Here is a 15,773-nt window from a genome sequence, read left to right on the forward strand (position 1 = left end):
ATGGTTAGTGCCGATCCGGCAGCCCCCCGCACCTCCGACGCGCGTCTGGAGCTGATGCGGCGCAAGCTTGCCGAGCGGGGCCTGGCGAATGCGGAATCCGGGGAGGCGACCGGCGCCGACAGCGCACCGGTCGATCCGACGGTGCTGTCGGACGGGCAACGCCGGATGTGGTTCGTGCAGGGATTCGACCCGAGCGGCGTGCTGCTCAACATCTGCCTGTCCTACCGGCTCAATGGGGTGATCGACGCCGAGCGACTGCATGAGGCCCTGAACGCGGTGGCGCAGCGGCACCCGATCCTGCGCACCACCTATCGCGCCGACGAGAACGGCGAGCCCACCGCCACGGTCCAGGACGACCTGAGGCCGGGTTGGTCGGTGCACGATCTCTCCGACAAGTCCGAGCGGGCCCGCAAGCTACGCCTCGAGGTTCTGGCCCAGCGTGAGTTCGGCACCGCGTTCGACCTGAGCACTGACTCCCCGCTACGGATTTCGTTGATCAAGACCGGGGCGAGCGAGCACGTGATGTTGCTCGTGGCGCACCACATCGCCTGGGACGACGGCTCGTGGCGGGTGTTCTTCACCGACCTCACCCGGGCCTACGCCGGGGAACAGCTTCCCGAGACCCCACGCGTGACGGTGGCGGCTGCTGCGGACGCCGGCGAGGACCTGGCGTACTGGCGCGAGGTATTGGCGAGCCCGCCGGAGCCGCTGGAGTTGCCCGGCCCGGCCGGATCGGTGGTCCCCAACGGTTTTCGATCCCAACGCAGCACCGTGCGGCTGTCCGCCGACACCGTCGAGCGCGTGTCGGCCCTGGCGCGCGAGACCGGCGCTACGCCGTACATGGTGCTGCTGGCGGCATTCGGCGCTCTCATCTACCGCTACACCCACACCGACGATTTCCTGATCGCCACCCCGGTCCTGAACCGCGATACCGACGAGACCATCGGCTATTACGGCAACACGGTGGCGATGCGGCTGCGGCCGCAGGGCTCGGCCGGCTTCCGCGAGCTGGTCGCCGCCACGCGGGACACCGCGATCGGTGCATTCGCGCATCAGCGCGTCAACCTCGACCGGGTGGTGGCCGAGCTCAACCCGGACCGGCGTCACGGCGCCGAGCGGATGACACGGGTGAGCTTCGGTTTCCGCGAGCCCGACGGTGGCGGATTCACCCCAGACGGCGTGACGAGCGAGCGGGCCGACCTGCGCGGCCAGCACACTCAGCTGCCACTGGGTTTCATGGTGGAGCTCGACGCCGACGGCGCGGTGGTGGAGGCCGAGCACCTGACCGAGGTGCTGGACGCCGAGCTCGCCGCCCAGATGCTGCGTCATTTCGCCGTGCTGCTGGACAGTGCGCTCGCCGAACCCGACCGGCCGCTGTCGCGGCTGGAGTTGTTCACCGCCGCCGACGCCGAGTGGCTGCGTGCCGTGTCCACCGGTGAGCAGTTCGAGACGCCGGCCACCACGCTGGCGGCGCTGGTCACCGAGCAGGCCGCCCGCACCCCCGACGCCACCGCCGTGGTCTACGAGGGCCGCCATTACAGCTACCGCGAGCTCAACGAGTCGGCAAACCGGTTGGCGCACTGGCTGATCGAGCAGGGCATCGGCACCGAGGACCGGGTGGCGGTGCTGCTCGAGAAGTCGCCCGAGCTGGTCATCACGGCATTGGGCATCGTCAAGGCCGGCGCGGTGTATCTACCGGTCGATCCGACGTATCCCGAGGACCGCCTCACCTACATCCTCTCCGATTCCGATCCGAAAATCGTTCTGCGCGAGCCGGTCGAGGGTCTGGAGAACTATCCGGCCACCGATCCCACCGACGCCGAACGGGTCCGGCCGCTGCGCCCGGACAACACCGCGTACCTCATCTACACGTCCGGATCCACCGGCCTGCCCAAGGGTGTGCCGGTGCCGCACCGGCCGATCGCGGAGTACTTCGTCTGGTTCGGGGGTGACTACCAAGTCACCGAGGACGAACGCCTGCTGCAGGTGGCGTCGCAGAGCTTCGACGTGTCGATCGGCGAGATCTTCGGCATGCTCGCCGCCGGTGCGCGCCTGGTGATCCCGAAGCCGGGTGGCCTGGGTGACATCGGCTATCTCACCGATCTTCTGCGCAACGAGGGCATCACCTCGATGCACTTCGTGCCGTCGCTGCTCGGGCTGTTCCTGTCACTGCCGGGCGTCAACGAGTGGCGTACGTTGCAGCGCGTGCCGATCGGCGGCGAGGCCTTGCCGGGAGAGATCGCCGACAAGTTCCTGGCCACGTTCGACTCCCTCCTGCACAATTTCTACGGACCCACCGAGACGGTGCTCAACTGCACCCGCTACAAGGTGGAAGGCAAGCAGGGCGCGCGGATCGTGCCGATCGGCAAGCCGAAGATCAACACCACGATCCACCTGCTCGACGATGCTCTGCAGCCCGTGCCGGTCGGGGTGATCGGTGAGATCTACATCGGTGGAACGCATGTCGCGCACGGGTATCACGACCGTCCGCGGTTGACCGCCGAACGCTTCGTCGCCGACCCGTTCAATCCCGGCGGACGGATGTACCGCTCGGGCGACCTGGCCCGGCGCAACGCCGACGGTGACATCGAATTCGTCGGCCGCGCCGATGAGCAGGTCAAGATCCGTGGCTTCCGGATCGAACTGGGTGAGGTCTCCGCGGCCATCTCCGTCGACCCGTCGGTGGGGCAGGCCGTGGTGGTGGTCAGCGACCTGCCGTCGCTCGGCAAGAGCCTGGTCGCCTACATCACGCCCGCGGCCGGCGCCGAACAGGTGGAGATCGACCGGATCCGGGCCCGGGTCACCGCCGCGCTGCCGGAGTACATGATCCCGGCCGCGTTCGTCGAGCTGCCCGAGATCCCGATCACCGCGCACGGCAAGATCGACCGCCGGGCCCTGCCCGAGCCGGAGATCCGCTCGGCCACCGAATTCCGGGCGCCGGAGACCGAAACCGAACACGACATCGTCGCGCTGTTCGGCGAGTTGCTCGAGCGCGACGGCGTCGGCGCCGATGATTCGTTCTTCGACCTGGGCGGGCACTCGCTGCTGGCCACCAAACTGGTTGCCGCGGTCCGGAGCCGCTGCGGTGTCGAGCTCGGCGTCGCCGATGTCTTCGAGAACGCCACGGTGGCCGGCCTGGCCGCCAAGGTCGACGAGTTGCGGGCTTCCGGTGCCGGCGCGGGCCTGCCCGCCATCGTCGCCACCGCCCACGACGGCCCGGCCCAGATGTCCGCGGCGCAACACCGGCAGTGGTTCCAGTTCCGCATCGACGGGCCCAACCCGGTGAACAACGTGCCGTTCGCCGCACGACTGACCGGGCCCTGCGATGTCGAGGCACTGGCCGCTGCGGTCGGCGATATCGTTGCCCGCCACGAGATCCTGCGCACCACCTATCGCGAGATCGACGGTGTGCCGTATCAGGTGATCCATCCCGCCGCCCCGCTGGAGGTGCGGCGTGCCGACGGCGACGGCGAGGATTGGGTGCAACGCGAACTCGATACCGAGCGTCGGTACTGCTTCGACCTGGAGAACGAATGGCCGGTCCGGGCCGCGATATTGTCGCCCGGATACTCAGGTGATTCTTGCTCCTCGCGTGCGCAGCAAGTGCTCTCGCTGGTGGTGCACCACATCGCCGCCGACCACTGGTCGGGCACAGTGCTCTTCACCGATCTGCTGACGGCCTACCACGCCCGCAAGGCCGGAAAGGCGCCTGAGTGGGCGCCGCTGCCGGTGCAGTACGCGGACTTCGCGGATTGGCAGGCCGAAGTGCTCGCCGGCGGCGACGAACGCGTGGAAGAGCAACGCACCTACTGGACCAGGCAACTGGCCGGGCTGTCGGCAGATCAGGACGTCGAGAACGGACTGCAGCCCGACTTCCCGCGGCCGCCGGTGCCGACCGGCGAAGGCAAGGCGCTCGACTTCACCATCGATGCGGCGCTGCGCGGCAAGCTCGTCGAGATCACCCGTGAGCTCGGCGTCACCGAGTTCATGGTCCTGCAGGCCGCCGTGGCGATCGCCCTGCACAAGGCCGGGCAGGGTACCGACATCGCGCTGGGCACTCCGGTGGCCGGACGTACCGCGCCAGAACTCGACGCGCTGATCGGGTTCTTCATCAACATCGTGGTGCTAAGAAACGACCTGTCGGGCAACCCGACCCTGCGTGAGGTGCTGCGCCGGTCCCGCGACATGGCACTGGCCGCCTACAAGCATCAGGACCTGCCGTTCGACCGGGTCGTCGATGCGGTGAGCCCGGTGCGTTCGCTGGCACGCAACCCGTTGTTCGGTGTGGTGGTGCACGTGCGTGAGGATCTGCCGGCCGATCAGGTCATCGACTCCGGACCGGCCGGTGAAACCCGGTTCAGCGCACTGGAACCCACGTTCGACGTGGCCCACGCCGATCTGTCGCTGAACTTCTTCGCTGAGGCCGGCGCGGGGTATCGCGGCACGATCATCTACCGCACCGAGCTGTACGAGGAGGCGACCGCGCGCCGCCTCGTGGCCTGGCTGCAGCGCATCGTGGAGGCGTTCGCCGGTGATGCCGACCAGACGGTACGCGACATCGCAGTTGTCGATGCGGCCGAGCGCAACCAGTTGATCGAGGACTGGAGTCGTAAAGCGGTACCGCCGGCCGGACTGCCGCAGACCGACGGCGCAGACCGGGTCTACGTCCTGGACGAATGGCGTCAACCGGTGGCCGTCGGCGTCACCGGCGACGTCTACTTCGCCGGCGGTGCCGTGGACGAGGCCGCCGGGGCCGCCGGCGGGATTGCCGCACAACGTTTCACGCCCAATCCCTTCGCGGACGGACAGCTGTATCGAACCGGAGACCGGGCGCGGTGGACCACCGATGGCCGGCTGGAGCCGATCACCTCCGGCGAGCCCCGGCTGCAGGCCGCGCTGGAAGCGCTCGACGGGGTTGTTGCCGCGGCGACGCGGTACTGGGACACCCGGGGTGCCGCGACGCTGGCCGGCTACCTGGTGCCCACACCGGGAACCGGTGACGCCGAAGCTCTCCTGGACAGTGCGCGGGCCGCGCTGCCCGAGGAATTCGGCGGTGCCGTGCTCACCGTGGTCGACGACATGACACCCGCGACCCTGACCCGCCCCCGCGTCACCTCGACGGTTCCCACCGAGCCGCCGGCCACCCCCACCGAGGAAACCCTGGCCGCCATGCTGGTGGCGCTGCTCGGCGTCGCCGAAGTGGGGCGGTACGACGACTTCTTCACCCTCGGCGGCGACAGCATCCTGGCGGTCCAGCTGGCCGCGCGGGCGCGGGATGCCGGCGTGGCCATGACGGCACGCATGGTGTTCGAGCATCCCGGGCTGGCCGATCTGGCCGCCGCGATCGATGCGGCCGGCACCCAGGCCGAAGCCGCCGATGTGCGCCATGAGCCGATGTCCGCATCGGGCCTCTCGCCCGACGAGCTGGCCGCGCTGACCGCCGGATGGGGTCAGGACCAGGGGATCTCGACATGACCACGACCGGTACGCCGCCGGGCGTCGAGGACGTCCTGGCGCTGAGCCCGCTACAACAGGGGCTGTACTCGCTTGCCGGCCTGACCGAAGGTGACGAGGGCGCCGACCCGTATGTGATCGCGATGGCCGCCGACATCGACGGCGAACTGGACGCCGAGCTGCTGCGCGGCTGCGCCGAGGCGATGCTGGTGCGTCATCCGAACCTGCGGGCCAGCTTCTTCCAGGGAAACCTGAGCCGCCCGGTGGCGGTGGTCCCGTCCGCCGTCGAACTGCCCTGGCGCCATGTGCAGGCCGGTGACGAGCAGGCGATCACATTGGAGACCGAAGAGCGCGCCCGGCGGTTCGACCTCGGCCGCGGGCCGCTGCTGCGCTTCCTACTCATCGAAAAGCCGGGGTCCCGTTGGCGTCTGGTGATCGTCGCCCACCACATCGCGATCGACGGCTGGTCGCTGCCGGTTTTCGTCGGCGAACTCCTCGCGCTCTACGGCGCCGAGGGTGACGTGGCCGCGCTGCCGCCGGCGGTGCGCCCGTACCGCGACTACATCGGCTGGCTGGCCGGGCGAGATCAGGAAGCCAGCCGGGCGCGGTGGCAGGCGCATCTGTACGGCATGGACGCCCCGACCCTGTTGTCCCCGGTGCTGGCCGGGCGGGAGACCCAGCCGGGCCTGCCCGCGCGCACCGAGGTGAACCTCGATGAGCAGCAGTCCGCGGCGATCTTCGAAGCGGCCCGCAGCCGTGGCGTCACCGTCAACACCCTGTTCCAGATGGCTTGGGCGACAATCCTTTCAGTCTTCACCGACCGAACCGACGTGGTGTACGGAGTCACGGTGTCGGGGCGTCCGGACGAGCTGGCCGGGGTCGAGTCGATGGTCGGCCTGTTCATCAACACCGTGCCGCTGCGAGTCCGGGTCGACCCCGCCCTGCCGGTCGGCAGCCAGTGTCTGGCGCTGCAGCGCGAGGCGGCCGAGCTGCGTGACCACAGCTATCTCAGCCACACCGAGCTCCGGTCGCTCGGCGGTATCGGCGAGCTTTACGACACCCTGCTGGTGTACGAGAACTTCCCGCCCGGCGGGCTGGTCGGCAGTGACGAGTTCGAACTCGGCGGGGCCGTACTGCGGCCCGCGGCATTGGAAAGCCTGTCGCACTTCCCGGTCACCATCGCAGCTCACCCCACCCATGGCCGCCTCACGGTGCTCGTCGAAATCCTCGACGGGGCACTGGGATTACTGGATCCGCGGGCTCTGGGACTGCGGGTGCTGGCCGTCGTGCAGCGGCTGCTGGACGGCTGGGAGCGTCCGCTGCGCGAGGTTGCCGTCACGCTCGAAGACGAGCCGGACCCGGCCGGCGCGCCCGCGGTGGCCGGCGGCGGATCTCAGACCGGCTTCCACACGGCGTTCAGCGCGGCCGCCGAGGAGCGGCTCGGGTCGGTGGCCTTGAGCTGGGACGGAGGCGAGTTCAGTTATCGCGAGCTCGACGACGCCGCCGATCGCCTGGCTGCCGGGCTGATCCGGCGCGGGGTGAGCGATGAGACCCCGGTCCCGGTCCGGCTGCGCCGCGGACCCGATTACGTGGTCGCGATGCTCGCGGTGCTCAAAGCGGGCGCGATGATCGTGCCCCTGGACCCGGCCATGCCGGACGAGCGGGTGGCCGAGATCCTGCGCCAGATCGGGGCAGAGGAGCCCACACCGATCATCGTCGACGACGCGCTGCTGGCGTCGGTGGCCGCCGATCCCGAGTCGGACTACCAGCCCGCACCGGTGCGACCCGGACAAGGCGCCTACATCGTGTTCACGTCGGGTACCACCGGAAAACCCAAGGGCGTCATCGGAACGCATCAGGCACTGCTGGCCTATTGCGCTGACCATGCCCACCAGGTACTGCAACCCGCGGCCAAACGACTTGGCCGTCCGTTACGCGTGGCCCACGCCTGGTCGTTCACGTTCGACGCGGCCTGGCAGCCGTTGGCCGCCCTGCTTGACGGGCACACCGTGCACATCGTCGGCGACGACGTGCAGCGCGACGCCGAGGCGCTGGTGGACACCATCGGGCACTTCGCGATCGACATGATCGACACCACTCCGTCGATGTTCGCCTCGCTGCGGGCCGCGGGGCTGCTCAGCCGGGTGCCGCTGGCGGTGCTCGCCCTCGGCGGCGAGGCCATCGACACCGCAACCTGGCAGGGCATCCAGGCCGAGTGCGAGCGCACCTGGATGTCGGCACACAACTGCTATGGCCCGACGGAGACCACGGTGGAAGCGATCGTCGCGACGATCGCCGAGCACCCGCAGCCGTGCATCGGCCGTCCCACGGAGTCGACCGCCGCCTATGTGCTCGACAGGTGGCTGCGCCCGGTTCCCGACGGCGTGTACGGCGAACTGTATTTGGCCGGTGGCCAATTGACGCGCGGTTACCTGGGTAGGCCGGGGGAGACCGCCGCGCGGTTCGTCGCCGATCCGTTCACGCCGGGTGCTCGCATGTACCGCACCGGTGACGTGGTGCGCCGCAATCCGGAATCGCGGGCCGTCGAGTTTCTCGGGCGCAGTGACGATCAGGTCAAGATCCGAGGCTTCCGGGTCGAACCCGGCGAGGTGGCCGCGACGCTGCACGCCCACCCCGGGGTCCGGCACGCCCACGTTGCGGTACGGCAGCACCGCAGCGGGCCGAGACTCGTCGCGTACGTGGTCACGAGTACCCCGGCCGCCGAGCTGCGCCGGATGCTGGCCGCCACCCTGCCAAGGCATCTGGTGCCGCACCACATCGTCGTCGTCGACGAGATCCCGCTTACCACCAACGGCAAGGTCGATGATGCCGCGCTGGCAGCGGTCGGCACCGGCGGGTCAGCCGAGGGTTCCGAGCTGCCGGCGACCGAGACCGAGCGGGTGCTCGCCGAGGTGCTGGCCGAAGTTCTCGGGACACCCGGGGGATCAGGAGTCGACGTCACCGCCGACTTCCTCGATCTCGGGCTGGACAGCATCGTGGCACTGTCCGTCGTACAGGCCGTGCGGCGCCGAGGCATCGCGTTGCGTGCCCGGTTGATGCTGGACTGCGCGACGGTCCGCGAACTCGCGGCCGCGATCGATTCCGATGCGGTCGCCGTCGAACAGGCGGATGATGCCGCACCCGACACCACGCCGATTCCGTTGCTGCCCAACGGCCGCTGGCTCTACCAGTACGGCGACCCGCGGCGGCTCGCGCAGACCGAGGTGTTCCGGCTGCCCGCCGGCATCACCCGGGCGCAGCTGGAAGCCTTGTTGCGCAACGTGATCGATGGTCACGAGGTGCTGCGCACCCGGCTGGACCGCGACGCCATGGCGTTGGTCGCCCATCAGTCGCGCGAGGTACTTTCCGAAGCCACGGGATCCGGCGATCTCAACGGCGCCGTGGCCGAGCAGGCCGAGCTGTCCGTGCAGCGCATGGATCCGGAGAACGGGTCGATGCTGGACGCGGTGTGGTTGCATCATCCACAGGCCGAGGGCGGTCTTCTGATCCTCACCGGTCACGTGCTGGCCCTGGACCCGTCGTCGTGGCGCATCATGGTCGGCGAACTCGAAAACGCCTGGCATGCCCTGGCTTCCGGGCGCACCCCGATCCCGGTGCGAGAGCACACGTCGCTGCGGCAGTGGTCACATCTGCTCGCCGAACGGGCCGCCGGACTCGACACCTGCGGCTTCTGGGAGAAGCAGTTCGAAGGCGATGATCCTGACATCGGCGCCCGCGGCGTCGATCCCGCCGTCGACCGCATGGGCGATGTGGCGATCGAGATGGCCTTCGCCGACCCGGACGTGACGGCGCGATTGCTGACCGGGGCCGTCCCGGTGACCGAAGTGCTGGCTGCGACAACGGCTCGCGCTCTGACCGAGTGGCGCCGCCACCGCGACCAGCCGACCCCGGCGCCCCTGTTGGCGCTGGAGACCCACGGCCGGTCCGACGCGGTGGTATCCGACCGCGATGACGTGGACACCGGCGATACCGCGGGGCTGCTCAGCATGATCTACCCGTTGCGGGTGACTGCCGATGACGCCCGCGGTGTCGCGGCCCAGGTGGCCGCCATCCCGGGCGACGCCATCGACTACGGGCTGCTGCGTTACCTGCGAGCCGACACCGCCGAGCGGCTCGGCTCCCACCGGGATCCGCAGATACTGCTCAACTACCTGGGCCGCATCGAACTCGATGCGGCCGACCATGCGCTACTGCAGGACCGGTCACTTCAGAGCGGGGTGACCCCGATTCCCGAACCGAATGTCGCTGTGCGCCATGAACTGACGATCATGGCCGCGGTGATCGACCGCGACGGGTCGGCCGTGCTCGGCACCCAGTGGCGGACCCTGCCCGACATTCTGTCCGCCGAGGACATCGCCGCCCTGCAGGCGATGTGGCTGGATGCGTTGCGAGAGGTGTTGCGAGAGGTGACCCAATGAGTGCCCCATCGGCCCCCACACTGGCCATCATCGGTGCCGGACCCAAGGCCATCGCGGTGGCTGCCAAGGCCGCCGAGTTGCGGGCGATGGGTGTGCCGGCCCCGGATGTCGTCGTCGTCGAACGTGCCGGAGTGGCCGCCAACTGGCAGGCCGTCGGCGGCTGGACCGACGGCAACCATCGCCTCGGCACCGGACCCGAGAAGGACGTCGGCTTCCCGTACCGGTCGTCGCTGGTGCCGCGGCGTAACGCCGAACTCGACGAGCGCATGACCCGGCACAGTTGGCAGGCCTACCTCATCGCGACCGGCGGATTCGCCGAATGGGTGGACCGCGGCCGGCCCGCGCCGACCCACAAACGCTGGAGCCAGTATCTGGGCTGGGTGGCCGATGACATCGGGATGAACGTGGTTTCCGGTGAGGTGGAACGGATCTCGGTTGACGCCGACACCGGCGGTGCCGGCAATTCGACCGATGGTCGCCGGTGGGTCCTGCATACCGCCGAGACAGCGGTGAGCGCCGACGGCCTGATGGTCACCGGACCGGGCCAGGCCGAACGCTCGGTGCTGCCCGGCAACCCCCGGGTGATGTCGATCGCGCAGTTCTGGCATCAGGCCGGCAAGCACGAGCTGATCACCGCTGAGCGGGTGGCGGTGATCGGCGGTGGTGAGACCGCCGCGTCGATGCTCAACGAGCTGTTCCGCCACCGGGTTTCGACCATCACGGTGATCTCGCCGACCGTCACCCTGTTCACCCGCGGCGAAGGATTCTTCGAGAACACCCTGTTCTCCGATCCGACCGGCTGGACCGGGCTCACCCTGGCCGAGCGCCGGGATGCGTTGGCCCGCACCGACCGTGGCGTGTTCTCGGCGCGCGTGCAGGATGCGCTGCTGGCCGACGACCGGATCCGCCATCTGCGCGGCCGGGTCGCCCACGCGGTGGCCCGCGACGAGCGGATCCGGCTGACCCTGTCCACCAACACCGGGGGTGAAGCGGTCGAGACCGTGCACGGCTTCGATCTGGTGATCGACGGGTCCGGTGCGGATGCGTTGTGGTTCGCCCCGTTGTTCAGCCAGGACGCGCTTGACCTGCTCGAGCTCGGGCTGGGCGGCCCGCTGAGCAGCGACGCGCTGCAAGAACACATCGGTCACGACCTGGCCCTGACCGATGTCTTCCCCAAGCTGTTCCTGCCGGGGCTGGCCGGACTCACCCAGGGACCCGGCTTCCCGAACCTCAGTTGTCTTGGCCTGTTGTCCGACCGGGTGCTGGGTGCAGACCTTCACCACCCCTCGATGAGGAGACTCGATGAGTTCCAATCCGTTCGATGACGAGAACGGCACGTTCTATGTCCTGGTCAACGCCGAGGATCAGCACAGCCTGTGGCCGGCGTTCGCCGACGTGCCCGCGGGCTGGCGGGTGGTCTTCGGTGAGGCCGGCCGCGCCGAGTGCCTGAACTACGTCGAGGCGCACTGGACCGATCTGCGGCCCGCCGGCCTGCGTGAGGCCATGAGCAACTGACGCGTCAGGCCGGGTTGGGCGCGAGCGCGTCCATGTCGAACACCCGCGCGTGCAGGATCGTGCGGTTCCGCAGCGCCGCGCGCACCGCCCGGTGCAGGCCGTCCTCGAGGTAGATGTCGCCGCGCCACTTCACCGCGTGCGGGAACAGGTCGCCGTAGAACGTCGAATCCTCGGACAGCAGGCGGTCGAGAGCGAGCACCGTGGTGGTGGTGACCAGCTCGTCGAGGCGCAGCTGGCGCGGGGGGATGCGGGACCAGTCCCGGTAGGAGAGCCCGTGCTCCGGGTAGGGTTTGCCCTCCTGGACGCCCTTGAAGATCATCGCCGGCCCGCGTCCGTGGCAGTGTTGCGCGGTGTTGCCATCGGCATAGGTGCCTAGGCTAATACGTTCGCGGGACGTTGCCTGCGCCGGTGTCGTTCGGACCGGCGGACCGCGGCGCTCGGCTGCGCGATCGGTAAACCCGCTGCTGGTCGGTAAAATGAACCGAGCAAAATAAACACATCGCCGCTGCGAAGGGTAGGTGAACAGGTGGGGAGTGCCGACGAACGTCGTTTCGAGGTGCTGCGCGCCATCGTCGCCGACTTCGTGGCCACCAAGGAGCCGATCGGCTCCAAGACCCTGGTGGAGCGCCACAACCTCGGTGTGTCCAGCGCCACGGTGCGCAATGACATGGCGGTGCTGGAGGCCGAGGGCTACATCACCCAGCCGCACACCAGCTCGGGCCGGGTGCCCACCGAGAAGGGTTACCGGGAGTTCGTCGACCGGATCGACAACGTCAAACCGCTGTCGTCGTCCGAGCGCCGGGCCATCCTGTCCTTCCTGGAGTCCGGCGTCGACCTCGATGACGTGTTGCGGCGCGCGGTGCGGCTGCTCGCGCAGCTGACCCGGCAGGTCGCGATCGTGCAGTACCCGACGTTGTCCACGTCGTCCGTTCGTCACCTCGAGGTGGTGGCGCTGACCCCGGCGCGGCTGCTGTTGGTGGTGATCACCGATTCGGGCCGGGTGGACCAGCGCATCGTCGAGCTCGGCGACGCCATCGACGAACACGAGCTGTCCAAACTGCGCGAGATGTTGGGACAGGCGTTGGAAGGCAAGCCGATCACCGCCGCGTCGATCGCGGTGAGCGATCTGGCCTCACACCTCAACGGCCACGGCGCGCTCGCCGATGCCGTCGGCCGGTCGGCGACCGTCCTGGTCGAGACGCTCGTGGAGCACACCGAGGAACGGCTGCTGCTCGGCGGAACCGCCAACCTGACCCGCAACACCGCTGATTTTGGCGGATCGCTGCGGTCGGTGCTGGAGGCGCTGGAGGAGCAGGTGGTGGTGCTGCGGTTGTTGGCAGCCCAGCAGGAAGCGGGCAAGGTAACCGTGCGGATCGGTCATGAGACCGAGGCCGAACAGATGCTGGGCACGTCGGTGGTGAGCACCACGTACGGCAGTTCAGGCAAGGTGTACGGGGGAATGGGTGTGGTGGGTCCCACCCGAATGGATTACCCGGGAACCATCGCCAATGTCGCTGCGGTTGCTCTGTACATCGGCGAAGTCTTAGGTACTCGGTAATACAGCCGGATACGTCCGGCACAGAAAGGTCAGGCAAGGTCAGCGTGGCACGCGATTATTACGGCTTGCTCGGAGTGGGCAAAGGCGCGAGCGATTCGGAGATCAAACGCGCATATCGGCGATTGGCACGTGAGCTGCATCCCGACGTCAACCCCGACGAGGAGGCCCAAGCCCGGTTCACCGAGATCCAGGTCGCCTATGAGGTGCTGTCCGATCCGGAGAAGCGCCGCATCGTCGACATGGGCGGTGACCCGATGGAATCGGTGGGCGGAGCGCCCGGCGGATTCAGCGGGTTCGGCGGTCTCGGCGACGTGTTCGAGGCGTTCTTCGGTGGCGGCACCGCCTCGCGCGGTCCGGTCGGCCGGGTACGCCCGGGCGCCGATTCGCTGCTGCGGATGCGGCTGGACCTGGCGGAGTGCGCGACCGGCGTGACCAAGCAGGTCACCGTGGACACCGCGGTGCTCTGCGACCTGTGTCACGGCAAGGGCACCAACGGCAACTCCACGCCGATCACCTGTGACACCTGTGACGGGCGCGGCGAGATCCAGACCGTCCAGCGCTCGCTGCTGGGCCAGGTGATGACCACGCGTCCCTGCCCGGTCTGCGGCGGGATCGGTGAGGTCATCCCGGACCCGTGTAACCGATGCGGTGGCGACGGCCGGGTGCGTGCCCGCCGTGAGATCAGCGTCAAGATCCCGGCGGGTGTCGGCGACGGCATGCGCGTCCGGCTGGCCGCCCAGGGCGAGGTCGGCCCCGGCGGTGGGCCTGCGGGTGACCTCTACGTCGAGGTGCACGAGAAGCAGCACGAGATCTTCGTCCGCGACGGTGATGATCTGCACTGCACCGTCTCGGTGCCGATGGTCGACGCCGCGCTGGGCACCACGGTCACCGTCGACGCGATCCTCGACGGACCCACCGAACTGAGCATCGCGGCAGGCACCCAGCCCGGCTCGGTGACCACGCTGCGCGGCCACGGTATGCCGCATCTGCGCTCCGGGGTACGCGGCGACCTGCACGCCCACATCGATGTCGTGGTGCCGACGCGGCTCGACAGCACCGATACCGACCTGCTGCGCAAGCTGAAGGAGAACCGCGGCCGCGACGCCGCCGAGGTGCGCTCCACTTCGGCCCAGTCGAGTTCCGGCGGACTGTTCAGCCGCCTGCGCGAGACGTTCTCCGGCCGCTGACGCCGGGGCTGACCCAATGAGCGCAGCGCTTTTCTACGTCGACGCGCTGCCGGGCGCCGGGGAGCTCGCCGTCGTCGACGGCGACGAGGGTTTCCACGCGTCCAACGTGCGTCGCATCCGGGTCGGGGAGCAGATCGACCTGAGTGACGGCGCCGGGACGCTGGCGCACTGTGTCGTCGAGGAGACCGCCAAGGGCCGGTTGTCGGCGCGGCTGACCGAGCGGGTCGTCATCGCCGCACCGCGCCCGTCGGTGACCGTGGTGCAGGCGCTGCCCAAGTCCGACCGCTCGGAGCTGGCCGTCGAGCTGGCGACCGAGGCAGGTGCGGATGCCTTCCTGGCCTGGCAGGCATCTCGGTGCGTGGCCCGCTGGGAGGGCCCGAAAATGGACAAGGGCCTGCGGCGTTGGGAGGCGGTGGCGCGCTCGGCGGCCGGTCGAGGGCGTGGTGTCGACGCCGGCGCTGACCCGGCGGGTCGCCGACGCGGTGTCCGGGGGAGCGTTGGTGCTGGCACTGCATGAGTCCGCCACCGAGCCGGTCGCGGAACTTCCTCTGGCCCAAGCGGATTCGTTGATCCTCATCGTCGGCCCCGAAGGTGGCATCGCCGACGAGGAGATCGCCGCGCTGACCGGGGCCGGCGCCAAGGCGGTCCGGCTCGGGCCGACCGTGCTGCGGACGTCGACGGCGGCAGCCGTGGCGTTGGGAGCGATCGGCGCGTTGACGGCGCGCTGGGAGATTTAGCGCCGTCGGATGGCCTGGCCAGGCATTACGCTCCTTCTGTGAGTTTCCCGCCGCAAGGCCCGCCGCCGCCCTACGGGCAGCCCCCGTACGGGCAGCAGCCTCCGCATTGGCCACCGCCGCAGGGGCAGCCATGGCAGCCTTCACAATGGCCTCCGGCCCGCCCGCCCATCCGGCCGAAGAAATCGGGGCTCGCCATCGCGATCGTGGCCGTCGTCGCGGTCGTGGGCCTTTCGCTGGTCGGATTCATGGGGTACGCGATCTACCAGGTGAGCGGTGAGGGACAGGACCGGACTGCTCATTCGGCATCTGATTTCTCCGGCGTGTGCGACAACGATCGCATCACCAATGCCGCCGACTACGGCAAGCCGTACAACGTCGTGGCGTTCTTCAAAGGGCTCGGAATCGTCGACGAGATCTGGCTGCCGGTCGCTTCCGACAAATGGACGACCTCCGATGAGTACTCCGAGATCAATGTCGTCGCCTGCCTGGATCGAAAGAAGGGCAGCGAGGTGAAGGTCACTTCGTGCGTCGACGACGATGACGGGGACCACGTCAAGGTCGACTACTACTCCGTCGAATACGAGGTCACGTTCCGCGAGGCCAAGACCGGCAAGGTGATCAAGAGCGGGGGGACGGTCACCGGCACCGCTGACAGTTGTCCCTATGTGGCCACCTACGATCGCCGGTCCCGCAAGATGTACGCCAGGCCGGACGACGATGCGGTTCGGGCTGCGGTGGACGCGTTCGCGGGCTGATCCGGCGCGCCCCGCTGACCTGTATCTTCATCCGGCCTGCTTAACCATTGGGGCGTGTCGTTGACCAGCGGTAAACTGGCAACAGTGCGACGGCAGCCGGCCGTCAGGAAAACACGGAAAGCAGGCAC

Annotated in this window: 8 protein-coding genes and 1 pseudogene; 8 read left to right on the top strand and 1 reads right to left on the bottom strand. The window is 69.0% G+C overall.

Going from position 1 to position 15,773, the window contains the following annotated elements:
• The 4 genes from BN2156_RS02165 to BN2156_RS02180 are packed head-to-tail and all read left to right on the top strand — an operon-like array spanning position 1 to position 11,408.
• Positions 1-5,475 (top strand): non-ribosomal peptide synthetase, encoded by a 5,475-nt coding sequence (locus tag BN2156_RS02165; RefSeq protein WP_235625326.1) that lies wholly within the window; start codon positions 1-3, stop codon positions 5,473-5,475.
• The gene (locus BN2156_RS02170; RefSeq protein ID WP_090509773.1) at positions 5,472-9,893 is read left to right on the top strand and encodes a non-ribosomal peptide synthetase; all 4,422 of its coding nucleotides are present in this window, start codon (positions 5,472-5,474) and stop codon (positions 9,891-9,893) included. The genes BN2156_RS02165 and BN2156_RS02170 overlap by 4 nt, the downstream gene beginning before the upstream one ends.
• On the top strand, positions 9,890-11,218 hold the full coding sequence (gene mbtG, locus BN2156_RS02175) for an NADPH-dependent L-lysine N(6)-monooxygenase MbtG (protein ID WP_090509776.1): 1,329 nt from the start codon (positions 9,890-9,892) through the stop codon (positions 11,216-11,218). The genes BN2156_RS02170 and mbtG overlap by 4 nt, the downstream gene beginning before the upstream one ends.
• Positions 11,196-11,408, top strand: a complete 213-nt coding sequence (locus tag BN2156_RS02180; RefSeq protein ID WP_090509778.1) for an MbtH family protein — start codon at positions 11,196-11,198, stop codon at positions 11,406-11,408. The genes mbtG and BN2156_RS02180 overlap by 23 nt, the downstream gene beginning before the upstream one ends.
• Positions 11,409-11,412: 4 nt before the next feature.
• On the opposite strand, the gene BN2156_RS02185 is transcribed toward BN2156_RS02180, so the two are convergent.
• Positions 11,413-11,727 (bottom strand): type II toxin-antitoxin system VapB family antitoxin, encoded by a 315-nt coding sequence (locus BN2156_RS02185; protein WP_036394222.1) that lies wholly within the window; start codon positions 11,725-11,727, stop codon positions 11,413-11,415.
• A 207-nt stretch (positions 11,728-11,934) separates the two neighbouring features.
• On the opposite strand from BN2156_RS02185, the gene hrcA reads away from it, so the two are divergent.
• The 4 genes and pseudogenes from hrcA (at position 11,935) to BN2156_RS02205 (ending at position 15,645) form a co-directional block, all read left to right on the top strand.
• Positions 11,935-12,966, top strand: coding sequence for a heat-inducible transcriptional repressor HrcA (gene hrcA, locus BN2156_RS02190; protein ID WP_090509781.1), 1,032 nt, complete (start codon positions 11,935-11,937; stop codon positions 12,964-12,966).
• 44 nt (positions 12,967-13,010) lie between these two features.
• Positions 13,011-14,153, top strand: a complete 1,143-nt coding sequence (dnaJ, locus tag BN2156_RS02195; protein ID WP_090509783.1) for a molecular chaperone DnaJ — start codon at positions 13,011-13,013, stop codon at positions 14,151-14,153.
• A gap of 16 nt (positions 14,154-14,169) precedes the next feature.
• Positions 14,170-14,890: pseudogene (locus tag BN2156_RS02200) on the top strand (16S rRNA (uracil(1498)-N(3))-methyltransferase).
• A gap of 38 nt (positions 14,891-14,928) precedes the next feature.
• Positions 14,929-15,645, top strand: a complete 717-nt coding sequence (locus tag BN2156_RS02205; protein ID WP_131725121.1) for a hypothetical protein — start codon at positions 14,929-14,931, stop codon at positions 15,643-15,645.
• Positions 15,646-15,773: the final 128 nt, after the last annotated feature.

The organism is Mycolicibacterium neworleansense, assembly GCF_001245615.1.
Lineage (GTDB): Bacteria > Actinomycetota > Actinomycetes > Mycobacteriales > Mycobacteriaceae > Mycobacterium > Mycobacterium neworleansense.